General features: G+C 60.4%; 16 protein-coding genes and 3 pseudogenes. 12 read left to right on the plus strand and 7 right to left on the minus strand.

Going from position 1 to position 21,150, the window contains the following annotated elements; translation table 11 throughout:
• The first annotated feature begins 86 nt into the window (after positions 1-86).
• Together IEC33019_RS27265 and IEC33019_RS05220 are read left to right on the plus strand one after the other, a co-directional pair.
• Positions 87-287, plus strand: coding sequence for a hypothetical protein (locus IEC33019_RS27265; protein WP_139139865.1), 201 nt, complete (start codon positions 87-89; stop codon positions 285-287).
• The gene (locus IEC33019_RS05220; protein WP_099593147.1) at positions 284-2,257 is read left to right on the plus strand and encodes a BCCT family transporter; all 1,974 of its coding nucleotides are present in this window, start codon (positions 284-286) and stop codon (positions 2,255-2,257) included. Before IEC33019_RS27265 ends, IEC33019_RS05220 begins: the two co-directional genes overlap by 4 nt.
• 166 nt (positions 2,258-2,423) lie before the next feature.
• On the opposite strand, the gene IEC33019_RS05230 is transcribed toward IEC33019_RS05220, so the two are convergent.
• Complete coding sequence (locus IEC33019_RS05230; RefSeq protein ID WP_070091582.1) at positions 2,424-3,878, minus strand: TrkH family potassium uptake protein; 1,455 nt, start codon at positions 3,876-3,878, stop codon at positions 2,424-2,426.
• A gap of 185 nt (positions 3,879-4,063) precedes the next feature.
• Here IEC33019_RS05230 and IEC33019_RS05235 point away from each other — a divergent pair, with 185 nt between their 5' ends.
• Entirely contained in the window at positions 4,064-4,783 is a 720-nt protein-coding gene (locus tag IEC33019_RS05235; RefSeq protein ID WP_070091581.1) for a TorF family putative porin, read from the plus strand.
• On the opposite strand, the gene IEC33019_RS05240 is transcribed toward IEC33019_RS05235, so the two are convergent.
• Positions 4,735-5,865: an MFS transporter gene (locus IEC33019_RS05240; RefSeq protein WP_070091580.1), complete on the minus strand. Its 1,131-nt coding sequence runs from the start codon at positions 5,863-5,865 to the stop codon at positions 4,735-4,737. The genes IEC33019_RS05235 and IEC33019_RS05240 overlap by 49 nt on opposite strands.
• Before the next feature lie 40 nt (positions 5,866-5,905).
• On the opposite strand from IEC33019_RS05240, the pseudogene IEC33019_RS05245 reads away from it, so the two are divergent.
• From IEC33019_RS05245 to tcuB, 4 genes and pseudogenes are all read left to right on the plus strand, one after another.
• A pseudogene (locus tag IEC33019_RS05245) lies at positions 5,906-6,330 on the plus strand (LysR substrate-binding domain-containing protein); the annotation flags it as partial.
• 133 nt (positions 6,331-6,463) lie between these two features.
• On the plus strand, positions 6,464-7,384 hold the full coding sequence (locus IEC33019_RS05250; RefSeq protein WP_070091579.1) for a LysR family transcriptional regulator: 921 nt from the start codon (positions 6,464-6,466) through the stop codon (positions 7,382-7,384).
• 148 nt (positions 7,385-7,532) lie between these two features.
• Positions 7,533-8,987 (plus strand): FAD-dependent tricarballylate dehydrogenase TcuA, encoded by a 1,455-nt coding sequence (tcuA, locus tag IEC33019_RS05255; protein ID WP_070091578.1) that lies wholly within the window; start codon positions 7,533-7,535, stop codon positions 8,985-8,987.
• Positions 8,968-10,149 (plus strand): tricarballylate utilization 4Fe-4S protein TcuB, encoded by a 1,182-nt coding sequence (gene tcuB, locus IEC33019_RS05260; RefSeq protein WP_070091577.1) that lies wholly within the window; start codon positions 8,968-8,970, stop codon positions 10,147-10,149. The genes tcuA and tcuB overlap by 20 nt, the downstream gene beginning before the upstream one ends.
• A gap of 48 nt (positions 10,150-10,197) precedes the next feature.
• Here the strand turns inward: tcuB and IEC33019_RS05265 are convergent, their stop codons facing one another.
• Positions 10,198-11,091, minus strand: a complete 894-nt coding sequence (locus IEC33019_RS05265) for a LysR family transcriptional regulator (RefSeq protein ID WP_070091576.1) — start codon at positions 11,089-11,091, stop codon at positions 10,198-10,200.
• A gap of 147 nt (positions 11,092-11,238) precedes the next feature.
• Here IEC33019_RS05265 and IEC33019_RS05270 point away from each other — a divergent pair, with 147 nt between their 5' ends.
• The 4 genes from IEC33019_RS05270 to IEC33019_RS05285 all read left to right on the plus strand — a co-directional run bounded on the left by IEC33019_RS05270 (position 11,239) and on the right by IEC33019_RS05285 (position 16,437).
• Positions 11,239-12,318, plus strand: coding sequence for a 4-oxalomesaconate tautomerase (locus tag IEC33019_RS05270; RefSeq protein ID WP_081337406.1), 1,080 nt, complete (start codon positions 11,239-11,241; stop codon positions 12,316-12,318).
• A gap of 62 nt (positions 12,319-12,380) precedes the next feature.
• A complete protein-coding gene (gene dctA / locus IEC33019_RS05275) occupies positions 12,381-13,694 on the plus strand; it encodes a C4-dicarboxylate transporter DctA (protein WP_070091574.1) in 1,314 nt (437 codons plus the stop codon).
• A gap of 123 nt (positions 13,695-13,817) precedes the next feature.
• A complete protein-coding gene (locus tag IEC33019_RS05280) occupies positions 13,818-15,122 on the plus strand; it encodes a CitMHS family transporter (protein ID WP_070091573.1) in 1,305 nt (434 codons plus the stop codon).
• A gap of 61 nt (positions 15,123-15,183) precedes the next feature.
• A complete protein-coding gene (locus IEC33019_RS05285; RefSeq protein ID WP_070091572.1) occupies positions 15,184-16,437 on the plus strand; it encodes an OprD family porin in 1,254 nt (417 codons plus the stop codon).
• A gap of 78 nt (positions 16,438-16,515) precedes the next feature.
• Here the strand turns inward: IEC33019_RS05285 and IEC33019_RS05290 are convergent.
• Positions 16,516-17,415, minus strand: a pseudogene (locus IEC33019_RS05290) (DMT family transporter).
• A 133-nt stretch (positions 17,416-17,548) separates the two neighbouring features.
• Positions 17,549-18,613: an SDR family oxidoreductase gene (locus tag IEC33019_RS05295; RefSeq protein ID WP_070091571.1), complete on the minus strand. Its 1,065-nt coding sequence runs from the start codon at positions 18,611-18,613 to the stop codon at positions 17,549-17,551.
• A 72-nt stretch (positions 18,614-18,685) separates the two neighbouring features.
• On the opposite strand from IEC33019_RS05295, the gene IEC33019_RS05300 reads away from it, so the two are divergent.
• Entirely contained in the window at positions 18,686-19,087 is a 402-nt protein-coding gene (locus IEC33019_RS05300; protein ID WP_070091570.1) for a MerR family transcriptional regulator, read from the plus strand.
• 392 nt (positions 19,088-19,479) lie between these two features.
• Here the strand turns inward: IEC33019_RS05300 and IEC33019_RS27705 are convergent.
• Positions 19,480-19,836, minus strand: a pseudogene (locus tag IEC33019_RS27705) (PucR family transcriptional regulator ligand-binding domain-containing protein); the annotation flags it as partial.
• A gap of 61 nt (positions 19,837-19,897) precedes the next feature.
• Positions 19,898-21,130, minus strand: coding sequence for an aromatic amino acid transport family protein (locus IEC33019_RS05315; protein ID WP_070091568.1), 1,233 nt, complete (start codon positions 21,128-21,130; stop codon positions 19,898-19,900).
• Positions 21,131-21,150: the final 20 nt, after the last annotated feature.

Here is a 21,150-nt window from a genome sequence, read left to right on the forward strand (position 1 = left end):
GGCCCGACCTGCGCTGTTATTTAACCTGCCTCACTGCGCCGTGCAGCTGGCACCCGTCCGTTAGTCTACCGAACAACCACCCTCAGATGAACGAAAACCATCGAGCCTGGAACTTCACGCCTCAAGCAGTTGGTTTGAGATTTTTTTCTGTGAACGTTACGGTTAGTGGTTCTTTCGAGCATAGAAAGCTTGGCGAACGGGCATTTGTCTGCCTGCTAGCCTTTGGAAATATCGGCGTGCTCCGGCGCGCTGTGCTCATCGCCTTACAAGGAGATCTGCCGCAATGACTGCAGCCCCCAAACCCAGGAGCACCCTCAATCCACCCGTTTTCTTCAGCAGCGCAATACTTATCTTTTTGCTGGTCTTGTACGCCACCGCATTCCAGGAGCATGCCCAGGCGCTGTTCGAGCAAGTCCAGCAATGGATCATCACCAATGCCAGCTGGTTTTATATTCTTGCTGTAGCGCTGGTCTTGATCAGTGTGGTTTTCCTGGCCGTCAGTCGTTACGGCGACATCAAGTTAGGCCCTGACCACAGCGAGCCGGATTATCGAAAGAGCAGCTGGTTCGCCATGCTTTTTTCGGCTGGCATGGGGATCGGCCTCATGTTCTTCGGCGTGGCCGAACCGGTCATGCATTTCACCACCCCGCCCGTAGGCGATCCCGGCACGGTTGTCGCAGCCCGCGAAGCCATGAAAATCACTTTTTTTCATTGGGGCCTACATGCCTGGGCAATCTACGCCATCGTCGCGCTGATCCTGGCCTATTTCAGCTTTCGCCACGGCCTACCGTTAACTTTGCGTTCAGCGCTCTATCCGCTGATCGGTGAACGGATCTATGGCCCAATAGGGCATGCCGTGGATGTGTTCGCCATTCTCGGCACGGTGTTCGGTGTGGCGACCTCGTTGGGGTATGGGGTGCTGCAAATCAACAGTGGTTTTCACCACGTGTTTGGTTTGCCGGTAAATACCACCGTGCAAGTCATCCTCATCGCCGCCACCTGTGCGTTGGCGACGCTTTCGGTGGCTAGCGGCCTGGATAAAGGTATTCGCATCCTGTCCGAGCTTAATCTGAGCCTGGCAGTGATCTTGATGCTGTTCGTGCTGTTACTTGGGCCTACGGTATTTCTGCTGCAGACTTACATACAGAATACTGGCGCCTACCTTTCGGAGATCGTCAATAAAACCTTCAATCTCTATGCATACGAGCCCACTGATTGGATCGGTGGCTGGACCTTGCTGTATTGGGGCTGGTGGTTGTCTTGGTCGCCCTTCGTGGGCCTGTTCATTGCACGTATTTCACGAGGGCGGACCATCCGTGAGTTCGTCTGCGGCGTACTGTTCGTTCCCGCGGGTTTCACTTTGCTGTGGATGACGGTATTCGGCGACTCGGCGATCCATATGATCCTCAACGATGGCGTAAAGGATCTGGCCGCGGTGGTCAATGAAGACAGTTCTCTCGCCTTGTTTGCCTTCCTGGAGCATTTTCCCTTCTCCAGCGTCATTTCGTTGGTCGCGGTGCTCATGGTGGTGGTGTTCTTCGTGACCTCGGCGGACTCTGGTGCGCTGGTGGTGGACATGCTGGCCTCCTCCGGGCAAGGGCATTCACCGCTGTGGCAACGCATCTTCTGGTCAGTCTGCATTGGCGCGGTCGCGATCGCGTTGTTGCTGGCCAACGGTCTCAAGGCGTTGCAGACCGCGACCATTGCGAGCGCTTTGCCGTTCGCCGCCATCCTGCTGATCGCGATTTGGGGTTTGTTCAAGGCGCTTGGTCTTGATGCGACTCGCCGCGGGTTACGTCATCAAGCATTGCCAGGCCTGCGGCATACCCGCCACCCTCATGGCGGTTGGCAGCGGAGATTGCGCAATATCGCAATGATGCCGCGTCGAGCCCATGTGACCCGCTTTATCGCCGAGGTGGTGAAGCCAGCCTGTGAAGAGGTTGCCCTGGAACTGCGTAAGCAAGGCTACGACGTGATGGTGAACGAGCGCGATGATGGGCGGGTATCGCTGGAGCTTTCCCATGCCGGCGAGGGACGTTTCCTCTACGAGGTGCGGCCACGGGCCTTCAATACGCCAAGCTTCATTATGCGTGACACCGAAGACGGTGCTGATGCCCGTAAATATTTCCGTGCGCAAGTGCATCTGCGAGAAGGTGGCCAGGACTATGACATCATGGGGTGGAGTCGTGATGATGTGATTGGCGACATCCTGGATCAGTACGAGCGCCACCTGCATTACTTGCATGTGGTGAGCTGAAAGAGATTCTGTCCAGCCCTTGCACAGTTAGGGCAGGGCGGTTGGCCTGCTGTCCAGGGGCGGGTTTTCACAGGACCAGAAGTCTACTGCAGCAATACGTTCGCTCGGCGGTCCTAACCAATAGGACCGCCCAACTTTGTGGCTGATCTGTTGTGTGACGTCTGGCCTAGAATCGCCAGAAAGCTGGAGAGACGAGTACCAGCACGGTGAGGATTTCGAGCCGTCCAAGCAGCATGCCTACCGTCAGCAGCCATTTCGCAGCGTCCGACAACGAGGCGAAATTACCTGCAGGACCAATAATTCCACCCAGGCCCGGACCAACGTTGCACACGGCGGTGGCGGCCCCGCTCAACGCCGTCGTCCAGTCGAGACCCAGCAGAGAGAGGCCAAGGGCGATGACTGCAATGGTGACCGAGAAAAAGAAGGAAAACGTCAGCAGTGAGCGCACGATCTCTTCATCGATGGGGTGCCCATTGTATTTTTTCGAGATCGTTGCTCTTGGGTGGATCAATTGTTTCAGACTGCTGACTAGCAAGGCCGCAGCTACCTGGAAGCGAAATATCTTCAGACCGCCAGCGGTAGACCCTGAGCAGCCGCCGACAAACGTCAGGTAAAAGAACAGCATGATGGCGAAACTACCCCAGAGCGTGTAATCACCTACGGCAATGCCCGTGGTGGTCACCACCGAGGTCACGTTGACCGCAACGATACGAAACGCATCCCACCAGGAGAGGTCGCTATGCCCGCTCAGCCAGGTCCCGACCGCGACCCACACGAAGACGAGGAAACCCAGGAAGCCGCGGACCTGATGGTCTTTGAGCAGGGCGCGCCGATGGCCACGTAAGGTGGCCACGTATAGGGTGAAGGGCAGGCTGCCGAGGATCATGATGACCACGGCCACCCAATGCACTGCCGGTTGCACCCAATGACCCAGCGAGGCATCCGAAGTGGAGAATCCTCCGGTCGAAATCAGTGACATTGAATGATTGATAGCTTCGAACGGTGTCATGCCGGCAGCCCACAACGCCCATGCTCCCAGCGCTGTAAGGCCCAGATAAACCAGCAGGATCAGCTTGGCCGCCACATGCGAGCGTGGTGTCACTTTGTCGGACCAATCCGAAGACTCGGTCTGGAACAGGCGCATGCCGCCCACGCGCAGCAGTGGGAGGATCGCTACGGCCATGCCGATAAAGCCGATGCCTCCCAGCCAGTGCAGCAGGGAGCGCCAGATCAGTAGCCCCGGCGATGCACTGTCCAGGCCAGTCAGCACCGTCGAGCCGGTGGTGGTGATTCCCGACATGGTTTCGAAGAACGCGTCTGTGTAACTGATGTGTCGAATGAACACCATCGGCAGGGCCGCAAATGCGCACACGATGACCCAGCTCGCCGTCGTGAGGAAATACATGTCCCTGGCCCGCAGTTGCGGTGTGTCGGGTACTCCTCGGGCCACCATGACCAGGCCGGCGCACAGGACGATGAGGCTCGACCAGACGAATGCGCCGAGGTCGTCGCTGCGGTCATGCAGCAGCAGCGTCAGCATCGGGATCACCATGCTGACGGCCAGGGTAATCAGGAATACACCAATAATGAAGGCGATGAAACGCAATGCGGGAAGCGGCATTGAGTGAGCTCGTTTGGACATTGCCGGCAGTATTGCCTGCTGTACGGCAATGTCGAGTAAAAATGGCGTAAAGTCGTGGGAGGGAATTGTCTATCTGATGCGTGCCGCCTATCACACAGGGTTTTCCGCGGCAATCGATGCCGTTATGCTCCCTATTCAAGAGCAGGTTTACCAGGATTGTGAACATGGCTAGACACCTGCTAACGCTGACGGCGGCCTTGCTGTTCTGTACACCGCTATGCGCCCAGCAGATCCAGCGTCAATTGGGTGATTTTGATTTCAAGCTCAGTACCAACGGCTCCCGTTCGATGGCGCAGGGGCTGATTTCTCCCAGTGCGGTCGGCGCCTTCCATGGCGGTGTGGATGTCAGTCATTCCAGTGGTTTGTACCTGGGGCAATACGCACCGAGTTTGGGCCTGTCACCCAACTCGACCCTCAAACTGGACAGTTACTTCGGCTATAAACGCCAATTCGATGACAGCCTGGGCTTCGAAGCCGGGCTTATCCATTACAGCCAGCCGAACCTTGCCAACAGCGACAGCTATGCCCTGTATGGCGGTTTTTCGACTTTCGACAGCCGCTTCGGAGGGGCTTGGAGAAACAACCCCAATAACCGCACAGGCACGTTATTTATCGATTTAGGCCGTTTACCTTTCTTTCAAGTCGACCTCGCGCTGAAAGTTGCGCACCATCGCCTAGGTACCCCTTTTACCATCGGCGATGGTAGCCAGGTGGATCATTTCAATGACTGGTCATTGGCGCTATCTCGCCCATGGCTGGGGGTCGATCTTAACCTCATCTACAGCAGTTCCGACTTGCAGCGCTCCGGCTGCGATGCGTATGCCGGAATTAATAGTTACTGTGAAAGCATGGTGATGTTCAAGGCGCAGCGAAGCTTTTTCTGAATTTCAGCCATCCTTGGCAAAGAGCGCTTAGCCGGCAGTATAAAAAACCTTGAGACCAAGGTCAGGCAAGGCGAAAACAGCCGAGGAACGGTTGGCGCCGCGCTCGGCTTTATGGGTTGCAAATGAGCATTCCGAGGCAGGTTGCGATTGTTGGCCACATTGAAGAGGCTAAACCCAAAGCCACACAGCAGACTCAGTGGGACCAGCATCAGGGCTGAGCCTGTTGTCTGAACCTGTGAAGCGGCGCCGAGCCCGATAGCAAGGCATAGGCCGCCCAACAAACACTGCCCTGTGGTGGGCGCTCGGTCCGCAAGGCGACCCGCGAACGGCGCCGTCAAGGCAACCATCAAGGGCCAGGGCGCCAAGAGTAGCCCCGCCATCCAGGCTCCCAGGCCAAGCGTATGCTGCAGGAAGAACGACAGGGCCACCATGCCTGCCGTTTGGCCCGCGAAGCACAAGATCGAACTGATCACGGACAGGCGCAAGGATCGGCAGGCCAGTAGATCTAACGGGAGCAGTGGTGCTGCCTTGGTCTTTTCTCTTCGCACCAACAGCCACAGTTGAATGAAGGCGCCGGCCAGCAATGCACCCGCAGCCGCCGGGCTGCTGGTGGCGACCCCGGCGGCAGCGATCAGTGCCGCGAAAGCCCCTGCGTTCAACAGCATGCTGATGAAGTCCAGAGCGTGCGATGTGCAGGACGAGTCTGGCAATGCCCTTGAGGCGAACAACACGGCCGCCGCCAGTGGAAGGGGCGCCGCAAAAAGCCAGGGCCACTGCGCAATCGTCAGACGTCCCGCTCCGATCACTGGGCCGGCGGCCGATGACAAGGCAACGGCCAAGGCATTCCAGCCGATGGCGACACCGAGTCGCCGATGCGTGACCACTCGGCGTATTAGCGCCATTCCCAAGGCCATCACCGCAGCCCCGCCCAGACCCTGCAAAAAACGGCCAGCGATGAGGCATGGTAGGGAAGGGGAGAGCGCACAAAGCACGCTGGCGCCGGTGAACAACCACACGCCCCAACCGAATACCCGACGGTAACCAAGACGCTCCCCGAGTGCAGCACAGGGCAGCAGCGCCATCAGCAGCGCTGCCTGGTAGGCGGTCAGTATCCAGGTGGCTCGGGTCAGCCAACTGGTGAACGAGGCCCAGGCGGTCTTGCGCCCGTCTCAGACGCTTGATCTTAAGCGACTGGTTAGAACCTTCACCCTGCGGACCAGCGAGGGCTTCGTGGAGTGTTTCGGACCGGCGCTCATTGCCCGAATTGGCGAGCAAGCCCCCGCTGTGCGCTTGGGCTTGAACGCAAGGTGATGACAATCGTCGGAGGCTTTTCAACCGCAGTGGGGCTAGCCAGGGTGTCCGACCTTATCGCCTGCGTGCCCGAACGCCATACTGCCAACCTACGTCAGGGCATGCACACCTTCACCCTACCAGTACCCACACCAACGTTTACCGTGTCACTGCTCTGGCATCCGCGCTTCGCAGCGGACCCTGCCCACCAGTGGTTGCGCAACGTGTTGCGAGAGATCTGCGCCGAAAACCGTTGAGCGCAGCGTTGTTCCATCTCATCGTGCCTTGGCCAGCGTCAGGTGCGCTGACGGATAAAGCGCAACCGACCCCGTCGTGCAAATACCTTTAACATGGCGCAGGACCGGTCCCCCATCGTTGAAAGAGACTTGTATGGAGTTACGTCAGCTTCGCTATTTCCTGAGTGTATTGGAGTACGGCAGCCTTGGCAGAGCGGCGCTCGAACTCGGGGTCGGCGCTTCTGCATTGAGCCAGCAACTGTCGAAGCTGGAGAGCGAAGTGAGTACGCGGTTGCTGACGCGGTCGAGTACCGGCGTATCGCCGACCGCGGCGGGCCTGGCCTTCGAATACCACGCACGCCTGGCGCTTCGTCAGGCGGAGCATGCGGTCCTTGCGGCGCAAAGTGGTCGTATGAGTGGTTATGCCAGCGTGGGATTGGCGCCGACTACTGCATCGATTCTTGGCCTGGCCTTGATCGACAGGATGCGCGAACGCTATCCCGATATCCGTCTGCATCTGGTGGAAATGCTGTCGGGGTATCTGATGAATCAACTCAATGCCAGGCACCTTGACCTGGCGGTGCTGTTCCAGGCAGAGGCTGGGCCCAGGCTCGATGTCCGGCCGCTTTTGAAGGAGCGGCTGTTCGTCCTGGTTCCCGCCCCGCTGGTCAAAGCCGATTGGGGGGACTCCCTCACGCTGCAACAGATCGCAACGCTTGCGTTGGTGATGCCCAGCACACAGCACGGGTTGCGTACCACATTGCGCTCGATTTTCGAACGTGCCGGGTTGGAGGCCAACATCGTCATGGAAGTCGATGGTCTGTCGCTGTTGATGGATTGTGTCTGTGCAGGTCATGCCGCCACCATTCAGCCTGGCGCGACGGTGGCCCGAGCGCATCAGGCGGGCTTGCGCGTGTTTGCCATCGATCAAGCACAGGCGCAGCGTCGCAATGTGATCGTCAGCCTCGCCGATGACGAACTCTCGCCGGCCGCATTGGCAACGCGCATCGTTCTGCAGGAGGTCGCCCGGGAATTGGTGGAGCAAGGCCAATGGCCTGGCGCCCGGTTGCTGTGAGCCAGGGAGCGGGCCTTCGCCTCAAGCCCCTTTAGAAAAACTGAATGCCTCCCCCCGGCGATCGCGTTTCGCACCCTCCAGCCACTCATTAGAGTCCGTGGTCACGAGGAGCACCCGAACATTCGACTCCTCGTGACCTGGAGGCGAAATGATCGATGTGCTAGTCATCGGAGGGGGCAATGCCGCCCTCTGTGCCGCGCTGATGGCGCGTGAGGCCGGAGCCAGCGTGATGCTGCTCGAGGCTGCACCCCGCGCCTGGCGGGGTGGCAACTCTCAACACACCCGTAACCTGCGGTGCATGCATGATGCCCCGCAAGACGTGCTGGTCGAGGCGTACCCAGAAGAGGAGTTCTGGCAGGACCTGCTGAAGGTCACCGGTGGCCAGACCGACGAAAAGCTCGCGCGGCTGGTAATTCGCGCGTCCTCCAACTGTCGCGGGTGGATGCGTCGCCATGGCGTTCACTTCCAGCCATCGTTATCCGGTGCGCTGCATACCGCCCGAACCAACGCGTTCTTCATGGGTGGCGGCAAGGCGCTGGTCAATGCCTACTTTCGCAGCGCCGAGAACCTGGGCATAAAAATACGCTACGACACCCCCGTCGCCGACATCGAGCTGCAGAACGGACGCTTCGTTGCCGCGCACGTGCCGGCGCGTGAGGTGCAAGGGCGGCACTTGCCCGCCGAGCGCATCGAGGCGCGCAGTTGTGTGCTCGCCGCTGGTGGATTCGAGTCCAACCGTCAGTGGTTGCGCGAGGCTTGGGGGCAGAACGAGCGAGGGGAGTGGCCTTCGGACAACTTCCTGATTCGCGGTACGCGTTTCAATGATGGGGTTTTGTTGCGTCGCATGATCGAACAGGGCGCCGACACGATCGGCGACCCGACACAGGCGCATATGGTGGCGATCGATGCCCGTGCACCGCTGTACGACGGCGGCATCTGTACGCGCATCGATTGTGTGTCGCTGGGCGTAGTGGTCAACCGCGACGCTAAGCGCTTCTACGATGAAGGCGAGGATTTCTGGCCCAAGCGTTATGCCATTTGGGGACGGCTGGTGGCCCAACAGCCCGGGCAGGTGGGCTTCTCGATCATCGACCAGAAAGCCCTTGGCCGCTTCATGCCGCCGGTCTTCCCGGGTGCCACCGCCGATAGTCTGGAAGCCCTGGCCGGCCTTCTCGGCTTACCCGTGCAACCCTTCGTCGACACCGTGCAGGCCTACAACCGAGCCTGTCAGGCGGGCACCTTCGACCACACCCGGCTGGACAACTGCCACACCCTGGGCCTGGAACCTGTGAAAAGTCACTGGGCGCGCCCGATCGATACACCGCCTTACTACGGCTATCCGCTGCGCCCTGGCGTGACCTTCACCTACCTGGGGCTGCGCACCGACGAAACCGCCGCGGTCCATTTCGGTGGACGACCCAGCCCGAACCTGTTCGTCGCCGGCGAGATGATGGCGGGCAATGTGCTGGGCAAGGGCTACACCGCAGGTGTTGGCATGTCCATTGGCACCGCCTTCGGCCGGATCGCCGGGACCAGCGCCGCGGCGGCCACCGGCCATGTATATCCAGAACACGAGAATCGCCATGACTGCGCAACTGCCTGAACCCCGCCAACCTAATGCCGCCCAGCCGGCCCTCGCTCTGATCCCCGTGTTGAACCTTGAGGAACAGGAAGTGGACCGGCAGATGCGCATCTGCAACGCCTGTCGATACTGCGAGGGCTTCTGCGCCGTGTTCCCGGCCATGACCCGCAGGCTGGAGTTCGGCAAGGCCGATATCCATTACTTGGCCAACCTGTGTCACAACTGCGGCGCTTGCCTGCACGCCTGCCAGTATGCCCAACCCCACGAATTCGCCGTCAACGTGCCCCAGGCCATGGCCAAGGTGCGCGGGCAGACCTACGCCGAATACGCCTGGCCGGCCCCCTTCGGGCGGCTGTATCGGCACAACGGCATCTATGTCGCCAGTGCCTTGGCTGTGGCCTTGTCGCTGTTTTTGCTGCTGGCATTGTGGGTCAACGGCACGCTGCAGCCCGGCCGGTTGGCGGGGAATTTCTATGCGGTCTTCCCGCACAACACCTTGGCGCTGATGTTCGGCAGTGTCTTTGCCGCTGCCAGTGTGGCGCTGGCGGTGGCGGTACGTCGTTTCTGGCGCTCGGTCTCGCCTGCTGAAGCGCAGGCGCAACCGGGCAAGGGGGCGGTGCTCGAGGCATCGAGCGCGGCGCTGACCCTGAAGTACCTGGACGGTGGGCATGGCCAGGGCTGCAACAACGCCGACGATCGCTACACCCTCTGGCGCCGGCGCTTCCATCACTTCACCTTCTACGGCTTCATGTTGTGCTTTGCCGCTACGGTGGTCGCCACCGGCTACCACTACCTGCTGGGGTATCCGGCGCCGTACCCACTGCTGAGCGCACCGGTGTTGCTGGGTACCTTGGGTGGACTTGGCTTGATCGTCGGGCCAACTGGGCTGCTGGCGCTGAATTTGCGCAGGGCGCCGGAGCAGGGCGATGTTGCCCAGCGGCCCATGGACCGGGCGTTCATCCTGCTGCTCTTGCTGGTCAGCGCCACGGGTCTTGCACTGCTGGGTCTGCGCGACACCGCTGCGATGGCGATCCTGCTGGCGATCCATTTGGGCACGGTCATGGCGCTGTTCATCACGCTGCCCTACGGCAAGTTCGCCCATGGCCTGTTCCGCAGCGCGGCACTGCTCAAGTTCGCGATCGAAAAGCGCCGGCCCAATGACCTGGGGCTGGGAGGAGAGTGAACCATGAATGCAGCGGGTCTCTCCCCTGTACCGTCTTGCGCGTATCGCTCATCGGTTGGGCCATTTGTCCAACAGGATCGACACGAACTTCTCCGCCGCCGGCGACAGCGACGCCCCTCGGCGATAGACCAACCCCAAGGTGCGAGTCACCTGAGGCTCGATCAGTGGCACGCTGACCAATGTCGGATGGTCCGCGCTGGGCATGGCCAGGCTGGGCATGGCCGACACGCCGAGCCCAGCTTCGACCATGCCCAGCGAGGTGGACAGGTGCTGGACCTCATAGAACCACTTGGGCCGCAGGTTGAGCCCGGACAATGCGTGGTCCAACAGCATCCGGTTGCCGCTCAGGCGGCCTACGCCGATCAGGCGGTAGTCGGCCAGTTCTGTCCAGGTGACGGCATCGCGGTTCGCCAGCTTGTGGTCCCGGCGGCAGGCCAGGACGAATTGCTCCTGCACCAGGGATACGAACTCGATGTCGGGGTGCTGGCCGCTCATCATGTTGATGCCGAAATCGGCCTCGCCCCGCAACACGGCTTCGAGCCCATCGTTGGCGCTGAGGTCCAGCAGGCGAATACGGATCTTCGGGTACTGCTCGTTGTAGTCACGGATCACCGACGGCAGGAAATAGAACGCTGCGGTCGGGATGCAGGCGAGGGTGACCTGGCCGGTCTGTCGTTCGGCGAGTTCTCGAATGCTCAGGATCGAATCCTCGAAGTCATCCAGCAGGCGCCTGGCCTTGGGCAGAAAATCCCTCCCGACGCTGGTGAGGCTGACGCGGCGGGTCGTGCGCTCCAGCAGGGAAGTGCCCAACCCTTCCTCAAGCTTTTTTATCCGCCGGCTCAGGGCAGGCTGCGACAGGTGCAACGCTTCTGCCGCCTCATGGAAACTGCCTAGTTCGGCGATTTTCACGAAAGATCGTATGTCTTGGAGTTCGTATTCCATCTCGAATCGCTCTTTGGCCCAGGCTATGTATTGATTCATCAATCGCAATAATACCTACGATATTTGCATTGGATTGATTTATCTATCCCTGTCAATCTTGTGTCCACAACATCAATGATGTCCATTGATCAACAAGAGTGCGAAATCATGCAACGAATTCCTTGCGTACTCATGCGCGGCGGCACCTCCAAGGGGCCTTTTTTCCACGCATGGGATTTGCCTGCCAATGTGGTCGAACGCGACGAATTGCTGATCAACCTGATGGGTTCCGGGCATGAACTGGAAATCGACGGTATCGGTGGTGGTAGCCCACAAACCAGCAAGGTGGCAATCGTCAGCCCCTCGTTGCATGCCGACGCCGACGTCGACTACCTTTTCGTCCAGGTCATGGTCGCCCAGCGCCGGGTCGATACAGCGCCCAACTGCGGCAACATGTTGTGCGCCGTTGGCCCATTCGCCATCGAGCAGGGGCTGGTCAAGGCCCAGGATGGCAAGACCCTGGTGCGTATCCGTAATTTGAACACCAACACCTTCGTCAATTCGCTGGTGGAAACACCAGGTGGCATTGTGCGTTACGAAGGCCGCACGGCGATCGACGGCGTACCTGGCACCGCTGCTCCGGTGCACCTGACCTTCCTCGACGCTGTGGGCAGCAAGACCGGCAAGCTGTTCCCCACAGGCCAGGCCCAGGACATGATCGATGGCGTGCCGGTGACCTGTATCGACATGGCTATGCCGATGATGATCGTCGAGGCCAGCCAGTTGGGTGTGACCGGCTCCGAGACTCCGGCGCAGCTGGATGCCGACACACGCCTATTGCAGCGTCTGGAGGCTCTGCGCCTGAAGGCCGGCAAGGCGATGGGGTTGGGTGACGTCAGCGGCATGGTGATTCCCAAGCCCGTGCTGGTTTCCCCGCCGTGCTATGACGGCACACTGCAGGTGCGGTACTTCATGCCCCACAACTGTCACCGTGCCCTGGCCATCACCGGTGCGATCGGCCTGGCGACTGCCTGCGTCAGCCCTGGCACCGTGATCATGGACATGCTTGGCGAACAAGCACAGCACCTGGAAGAAGTCCGCCTGGAGCATCCAAGTGGCGGCATCGACGTCGCGCTTTCGCGCAGTGGTCCCGATGGCAAAACGCTCCAGGCCTCTGTGGTGAGAACCGCCCGCCGACTGTTTTCTGGCTTCGTCTACGCCCCAACCTTGCGCAGGCTGGCAGGGTAGGCAGGGCTTGCAGCACATCGGCACCAGCGCATCCGCACAATTTCAACAATGGGTGATGCCTCATGAAACTCGCGAAGTCACTGTATTTCCAGATCCTCTGCGCCGTCCTGCTGGGCGTGGTGGTCGGGCACTTCTGGGCGCAACAGGCCGTTGCGCTCAAGCCACTGGGTGATGCGTTCATCAAACTGATCAAGATGATGATCGCCCCCGTGGTGTTCTGCACCATCGTGACCGGTATCGCCGGCATGACCGACAAGCGCTCTCTGGGGCGGCTGATGAGCAAGACCTTGCTGCTGTTCCTGGTACTGACCGTGATCAGTCTGGTGATCGGCCTGGCTGCGGTGTACCTGTTCCGCCCGGGTGTAGGCATGAACATCGACCCAGCCACCCTTAGCACCGAGGGCCTTGGTCAATACGCCGCGTCTGCGGCGAAGCTCAGCGTGGTCGATTTCTTCATGCACATCATCCCGGACACCTTCATCGGGGCGTTCAACAAAGGTGAAGTGCTGCCGGTACTGTTCATCGCAGTGCTCAGCGGTTTTGCCCTGTCGTCCATGGGCGAAAAGGGCAAGCCGGTACTTGATGTGCTGGAATCGGCCTCGAGCATGGTGTTTCGCATCTTCGGCTATCTGATGCGCTTCGCCCCGGTCGGCGCTTTCGGTGCGCTGGCGTTCACTGTCGGGCAGTACGGCGTGACTTCCCTGGGCGCATTGGCCAAGCTGGTCGGCACGCTCTACATCGCCTGCGCGTTCTTCGTGCTGGTGGTGCTCGGGGGTATCTGCCGTGCGCATGGCTTCAGTCTTTGGAAGCTGCTCCGATATTTCCGCGAGGAGTTTCTGGTGGTGCTCGGCACATCGTCCACCGAGCCCGTTCTGCCGCGCATGCTGGAAAAACTCGAGAAGCTTGGCTGTAAGAAAGGTGTGGTGGGGCTGGTGCTGCCAACCGGCTATTCCTTCAACCTCGACGGTACCGCCATCTACCTGTCGCTGGCAGCGGTTTTCATCGCCCAGACCTGCAACATCGATCTGAGCCTCGGCCAGACGCTGACGATGCTGGCGATCATGCTGTTGTCGTCCAAAGGCGCCGCAGGTGTGACCGGCAGCGGTTTTGTGGCACTGGCCTCGACCCTGACGGTCATTCACGACATCCCCTTGGCCGGCTTGGCCTTGCTGATCGGTATCGATCGCTTCATGTCCGAAGCGCGCGCCCTGACCAGCCTGGCCAGCAATGCCGTGGCCACAGTGGTCATTTCATTGTCGGAAAACGCTTGTGAGCGGGAGACATTGCTGCGCCGCCTGAATGGCGCTCCGGTGGCACCGGACGAGGAGCAAGCGTCTCGGGCGGACTGGTCTGCCGAACCTCGGCATCACAGCTGAAGGTCTCTTTCACTTCCCATTGTTGACTTAGAATCCCACTCGACATCCCAGCGATGTCGAGTGGGGTAGGGGGCCGTCTGCCTTGCCGATGGCCGCAATAGAATAAAAACAAGAGAAATAACCATGCTCGCACTCCTGGGCCTGATCATGGTGGTGACCTTCACCTACCTGATCATGAGTAAACGCCTGTCTCCGATCGTTGCGCTCACCGTGGTACCCATTGCCTTCGCGGTGATCGGTGGTTTTGCCCCCGAGTTGGGCAAGATGATGCTCGATGGCTTGAAGATGGTGGCGCCCTCGGCGGCACTGTTGCTGTTCGCCATTCTGTTCTTTGGCCTGATGATCGATGCCGGTCTGTTCGATCCGCTGATCCGCAAGATCCTCAAGCGTGTCAATGGCGACCCGATCAAGATCGCTATCGGTACGGCACTGCTGTCGCTGCTGGTAGCACTCGACGGTGACGGCACCACCACCTACATGATTACGTGTGCGGCCATGCTGCCGCTGTACAAGCGTATCGGCATGAACCCGATGATCCTGGCCACGGTGTCCATGCTGTCGCTGAGCATCATGAGTGGCATGAGCCCTTGGGGTGGACCGGCAACGCGGGCCATCGCCGCGCTCGGGCTGGACGCGACCGAATATTTCATCCCGATGCTCCCGACTGTGATCGGCGGAGCGGCCTGGGTGGTGTTCACCGCCTACCTGCTGGGCCGCGCCGAGCGTCGGCGCATCGGCAACATCGCCCTGGAGTCTGGTGGCGGCAATTGCTACATCAAGGAAATCCTCGGCGACAACCCGCACAAGCGCCCACGGCTGGCGTACGTGAATCTGGTGCTGGTGATTGCCGTGATGACGGCCTTGGTGATGGGCGTGATGCACTCCGCGCTGTTGTTCATGATCGGTTTCGTCGCAGCGCTGATGATCAACTACCCGCAGCTGGAGCTGCAGAAGGAACGCATCCTCGCCCATTCGGGCAATGCCATGACCGTGGTGTTGCTGGTGTTCGCCGCGGGTATCTTCGCGGGGATCTTCTCCGGCACCAAGATGGTCGATGCCCTGGCGCAGACTCTGGTCGACTGGATTCCCGAGGCCTGGAGCCACTGGTTCCCGCTGGTGGTGGCGCTGACCAGCATGCCGCTGACCTTCGTGCTGTCCAACGACGCCTATTACTTCGGCGTGGTGCCGATCCTGGCCAACGCGGCTGCCGCCTATGGCATCGACCCGGTTGAAATCGCCCGCGCTTCGGTGTTGGGGCAGCCGGTGCACCTGATGAGCCCGTTGGTGGCCTCGACCCTGCTGCTGGTGGGCATGGTCGATCGCGATATCGGCGATTTCCAGAAGGCCACCGTCAAGTGGGCGGTACTGACATCGCTGGTCATCACCGCGCTGGCCTTGGTCACAGGCGCTTTGTCCTTCTTCGTCTGATTTGCATCGGAGCGCTTGCGGCGCCCACCTCTATCCAAGAACAACAACTAGAGTACCGAACATGTCCCGAGCTGTTTTCCGTGGGGCCACCTGTGGCCTGCTCTGCGGCTGGCTGCCTGTGGCCGGCGCTGCCGGATTTATCGACGATGGCAAGCTCAAACTGCAGCTGCGCAACGTCTACTTCAACGAAAACTTCCGCGACGAACAGGGCATGAGCCCCCGTGCCGCCGCCAACGCCAAAAGTGAGCGGGTGGAATGGGCGCAGGGTTTTTTACTCGATTACCAATCAGGGTTTACCCAAGGGCCACTGGGGTTGGGGCTAGATGCCTTGGGGCTCGTAGGCGTTCGGCTCGATTCGGGACGTGGCCGTAGCGGTACCGGCTTGCTGCCGGTCCACGACGATGGCCGTGCCGCAGACGAATTCGCCAGCGCCGGGGTGACGGCCAAGGCGCGCCTGGGGCAGACCGTGGTCAAGCATGGCACCTTGCTGCCCAAGACGCCGGTGCTGGTCTACAACGATGCGCGGTTGTTGCCTCAGACCTACCAGGGCACGCAACTGACCAGTACCGATGTCGAAGGGCTGACCCTGACTGCCGGCCACCTGGATCGCTTCAAGCAGCGGGACTCGTCCGATAGCACGGGCCTGTACCTGGATGGCTATGGTGGCGACGAGTCTGGCGATTTCAGCTTTGCTGGCGCTGACTACGCCATCAACAAGCAACTGCGGGTGAGCTACTTTCACGGCCAGCTCGAACATTTCTACCGCCAGGACTATGCCGGCCTGGTACACGACCTGCCGCTGGCCGGCGGGGTGTTCACCACTGACTTGCGCTACTTCAAAAGCCGCGACAGCGGAGCCGCTTACGGTGGCAAGATCGACAACGACATGTTCAGTGGGCAGGTGTCGTATACCCACTCCGGGCACACCGTCGGTGCCGGTTACCAGGTGCTCGACGGTGATGCTGGGCTGCCATACATCAGCGGTGCGACGGTCTACTCGTTCAGCAACGTGGGCATCGGCAAGTTCATCGAGGAGGAAGAGAAAACCTGGATGGCAAGCTACGCCTACAACTTTGCAGCGGCCGGCATCCCCGGGCTGACCTTCATGGCGCGCTACCTGAGCGGGGACAATGGTCGCTCCGCTGACGCCGAGCTCAACGAATGGGAGCGTGATGTGGAACTCGCCTACGTTGTGCAGTCCGGGCCCGTCAAAGGGTTGGGTGTGAAACTGCGCAACTATGTCTACCGTTCTGATTTCTCCCGCGGTCGCGACAGCAACCGGATCTACCTAACCTACGACATCGCGGTTTGGTGATACAGCGGTGCGAGCAGGCGCGCCTCGGTGCGCGTGCTCGCTCTGGTTCGCCGTTTCGGACTATCCGCCAAAAACGATCTACACGCCGGACGCCTGTGGCTCTTTCTTGCCCAGTCGGATCAGCTCGTTGGAGAAGCACAGCCCAAAGAGAATCAATCCGGCCCCCAGATACAGGGTGTCTGGCGGTACCTCATTGAGCATCACGAACGCCAGCAGTGCAGCGAACAACGGTTCGGTCAGTTCCAGCGCTTGGACCTGCGATGGCTTTAAATACTCGATGGCCTTGGTGGTACAAAAGAAACCCAGGATGGTCGGCAATGCCGCCAACGCCAATAACGCCGTGATCGCCGACAACGACAGTTCGCCCATGATGAAACCATCGGTCGCGGCCGGCATTAGCAGGTAAAGACTTCCGAAAAACAAAAGTTGCCGCGTGAAATGCAGCCCGCCGCAAACCCCCATGCGCTTCATTGCAACCGAAAATGCGCCATAACCGCAGCCGCCAATCGAAGCCAGTATTGCGCCTTGGGGCGTGAAACCTTGGCCCAGGTCTGCGCCGAAAATCACCGCAATACCGGCGATCGTCAAGCCGGCACCTACCGTTGCGTTGACGGTGATGGAGTCACCAAGGACCAGGCGTCCCAGCAGGATCGAGGAAATGGAAGCGCTCGCCATCACAATGACGACCACGCCCGCCGCCGCGTAGTGGCTGTAGGCTGACGTTTCAAAGTGGAACAGCACGAAAATGCCGAGAAAGGCACAAACCGCTGCAGGGATCTACTTGGCCGTGGTCGCGGGCCGCTTGAGCAATAGCAGCATTACCGAGAGCAACAGGCAGCCGAGGACCGTCTTGATCAAGGCGATGCTGCTGGCGCTGAAACCGCTGCTCATCAATACCTTGCTGAGAACGCCGATTGTTGCATTCAGGGCTGCGGCGCCCAGGGCAAAGAGGACGCCTTTGCCGAGATGAGACTGCATGAATACGTTCCTTGTCACGGGGCTTTTGAGTGCCCAAGGCGCTTCTATCGATAGGTACCGGGGCTTGTGGCATGTGCTTGGAGCATGGGCCTACTGTCACAGGTAGTGCTCGGCCCCTCACAACCGGGTTGCCTCAGTGGGGCAAGTAACCTTTGACGTAGCGCACGGTCTTTTCCAGCGTTCGCGCCATGTCGGGGTGTGTGAACTGATACTTGCGCTCCAGATGCTCGCTATGACGCATGTCGAAGCGCTGGGTCTGAATGAAGTCCAACGACTCGGCGCTGATCGCGAGTCGGGCCGCGAGGCCCGGAATCGTCAAAATCCACCTGAGCAGCCCTATCGGTACATGGCGGCGGGGTGCCTTGACCTGCAGCGTTCCTGCGATCTGCGCGAGCATCCCCTGCAGGTTCGGTGTGTGCTCATAGAGCGCCAGGACCTGCCGGTTGGCCATCGAGGGGTCGAACGCCACGCAGGTTATCATCTTCACCAGGTAATCGACGCTGACCAATGGCAGCCAGTGGCTGGCGGAGCCGGGGATCGCTTTGAACCGGCCTTGTGCCAGGTTTCGAATGAGGTCGGCCAGAGGTTGTCCTTGCGGAATATGCCCAGTCTCGCTGTGGCCACATACCGTAGCAGGATGAACGACTGTGTAATCCGCGCCGGCATCCTGCATATAACGGATGACTGCGAAATGGGATTCGATCTTGCTGCCTTCGTAGCCTCCCACACGGGCGTAGACTGCAGGCCAATCTGTGTTTTCAGGGCGCTCGTTATCAACGCCGATACTGGCAAGGTGGGCAAGGTTTTGCAGCATGAAGCCGCCCACCATGAGCAATCGGATGTCCAGGCTCGCCGCAAGCCTGGCGACGCTCAGCGCCCCTTGCACATTCACGGCACGGGCGCGTTCCATCGTCAGTCCCCAGGAAAAATCCGCCGCAAGGTGAAAGACCACCGAGGCCGAAGACACACACTCCTTGTCCGCCTCGCTGAGTCCAAGCTCCTCTAGGCTGATGTCGCCTTGAACGGCATGGACATACGCAGGGTCCCCGCCCAGTCGGCCTACTTGCTCTCTGAGCCGCTCGAGGTTTCCAGGATTGCGCATGAGCACCCAGGTCTTGTGCCCTGTCGCGGTGAGACGAGCCAGCAAATGTTGACCCACAAACCCACTGCCGCCTGTGACGAAGCATTCCACGCTCATGCCTGATTCCTTGTTTGGATGATGGGCGCAGGCTAAGGTGTAGAGCCTGCTCTACAGTCAAGGTTTTTTTACGTGAATATCGGAGAATTGGAGCGCCGAAGTGGGCTGGGCCGCCATGCATTGCGCTATTACGAGCAACTCGGGCTGATCGTCGCCCATCGACAGGCCAACAATTACCGCAGCTACAGCGAGCAGACCGTTATTGACCTGGCGTTCATTCAGAGCGCCCAGGGGGCGGGTTTTTCACTCGCTGAGATTGGGAACATCCTGGCGGCCAAACGGGGTAATTCGATCAACTGCGCGCAAGGCGCAGCCTTGGTCGCCAGCAAGATGGCCGACATTCAAGCGAAGATCGCCACCTTGCAAGCTGCGTATGTTTTTCTGGACGCGGAGCGCGCCAAGCTTGAAGCCAGTGCCATTGCCCAAGGGCTCATGGTTGGGGCGAGCGCGCCCGAGCGACCGTCCGATGCTTGATGGCGTACTCTGCTTGGGTACTGTTTTGAATAGCAGCAGGCATCAGAATGAACAGCCGATAGCCAAAGCGCTTTGCAAGGCAAACCAGAACGTGGCGACGTCGGCGGTATTGTCCAGGGAGCGGCCGCTGATCGCTTCGATACGGCGTACCCGATAGACCAGGGTCTGCTTGTGCACATGCAGGCGTTGCGCGGCGTTGACCCAAGGCCATGGGCCCAGGGGGTGAAGGTATCCAGCGATACCAGGTAGAGGCAGCATTGGATATCTGTCTGAAGGCGCTGGAGCAGCGCGGGTAGCCCCAGGCCCTGAATGCTCAGGCGAGCGCTTTCATAGACTTTGGCCAAGGCCCCGCGCCGTGCGAACTCATCTTGCTGATTGGCATCGATGATCGCGCGGGTCACCGCGGCGAAGGGGACGCCGTATTCGGTGAGGATCACCGGGAACCCCAGCGTTTCGGCCTGCTCGACCAGGGCACTGATGTCCTGCGGAGCCTGCATGTGCTCGCCGATCATCATGCCGGCGATCCCCGCTTGGGCCAGGCGTGTCACATAGGTGTGCTGCTCGGCCGGTACCCGGGGGATGCCCAGGCCGGTGGTCATCAGCACGTCGCCTTCACCCAGCCACTCGGTGGGGTCGGGCAGCTCGCAGACGTGGGCCCAGCGTACCTTGTGGTCCAACCCTTGGGCACCGCTGAGCAGGCGCGAACGAAGTTCCGGTATCGCAATCAGGTCACGAACGCGTTGCAACATGCGCAGGCCGCTCCAGGCGGTGGTCAAGGGTGGGCTCCCATACTGCCTCAAGCGTGCGGCATCACCAACTGGCGGGCAGCATACCCAGCGCCGACAGCACCGCGTACACGCCACTGGAGAGGAAGATCAGCACGATGACGATCTGAATCAGCGGGTGCGCGTACCAGCCACAGGTGAACGCTGGTGCCTGATCGCCTGCCTTGCGTGCCGCGTTGAGCAGCAGGATCGGGATGATGCCCATCAGCACGCCGCCGAAGGTGCCGGCGAAGTACAGCGCGTTAACGAAGCCACTGAAGCCGGAATAGGCCACGAGGATCGGTGGCAGCGTCACCACGGCCAGCACGACTAACCGCTTGCGCTTGTTGCTTTCATCGCCCAGGCGCATCTGGTCGAAAATGTTGGTGAACAGGCATCCGCCCAGCCCCCAATAGGACGTCAGCATGGCCAGCAAGGCAAAGGTATTGGCCACGTAATAGGCCCACTGCCCGAGCGACTTGCCCCAGCTCAAGGTCGCCACTTCGCTCAAATGCTCGGTTCCGACCAGGGCGATGACCGATGCCGGGATGGCCGCCACCAGCACCAGGGTCAGCAGCATGCCGCCGATGATCAGCCCGGGGATGCGCTTGGGCGTTTCCAAGTTGCCCCGCACGATCTCAGGCACCAGGAACTGCGCACCGAACACGAACACCGCCAGGTTGAAGATCGGTACCACGTACTGCCACTGGCTCTGCCACAGGTGGACCAGGGTCGAGTCTTCGTGCAGTACGGTGGCGCCGATCAGCAGGCAGACAATCAGTACCATCCCCGTGCTGATCAGCTTCTCAGCCACACCGAGCGCCTTGAGCCCCAGGTACAGCACCAATGCAGCGGGGATGAAGAACAACAAGCTGCCCTGTTGCCGGCTCAGGCCGTATTGGCCGAAGAAGTCAGCGAGGATATTGCCGCTGCCGCTGATGTAGGCGATGAGTGCGCCATAGCTGTTGGCGGCGACGGCGAAGAAGATCAGCCAGCCGCCGAATGCCCCCAGGTACTTGCGGGACAGGCCACTCAACTGCAGGTTCTGGCGGGTCCGCAGGCAGCTTTCGGCGACGTAGAGCATGGTGATGACGCAGAACAGGCAGGTCACCAGCAGGCAGACCAGCAACGGGATGTAGCCGACCTTGCGGGCGGCGAAGGCCATGCTGAGCACGCCTGCGCCGATGTTGGTGCCAATGATGATGCCAAGCGTTTCGAAGCGCCCCAGTGCATGGGCCTTTAGGCCTGATTCCTGGGGGATCTGTTGTTGTACACCCACTTCTTGTACCTCGTATTGTC

Origin of the sequence: Pseudomonas putida, from assembly GCF_002741075.1 — a bacterium.
Taxonomy (GTDB): domain Bacteria; phylum Pseudomonadota; class Gammaproteobacteria; order Pseudomonadales; family Pseudomonadaceae; genus Aquipseudomonas; species Aquipseudomonas putida_T.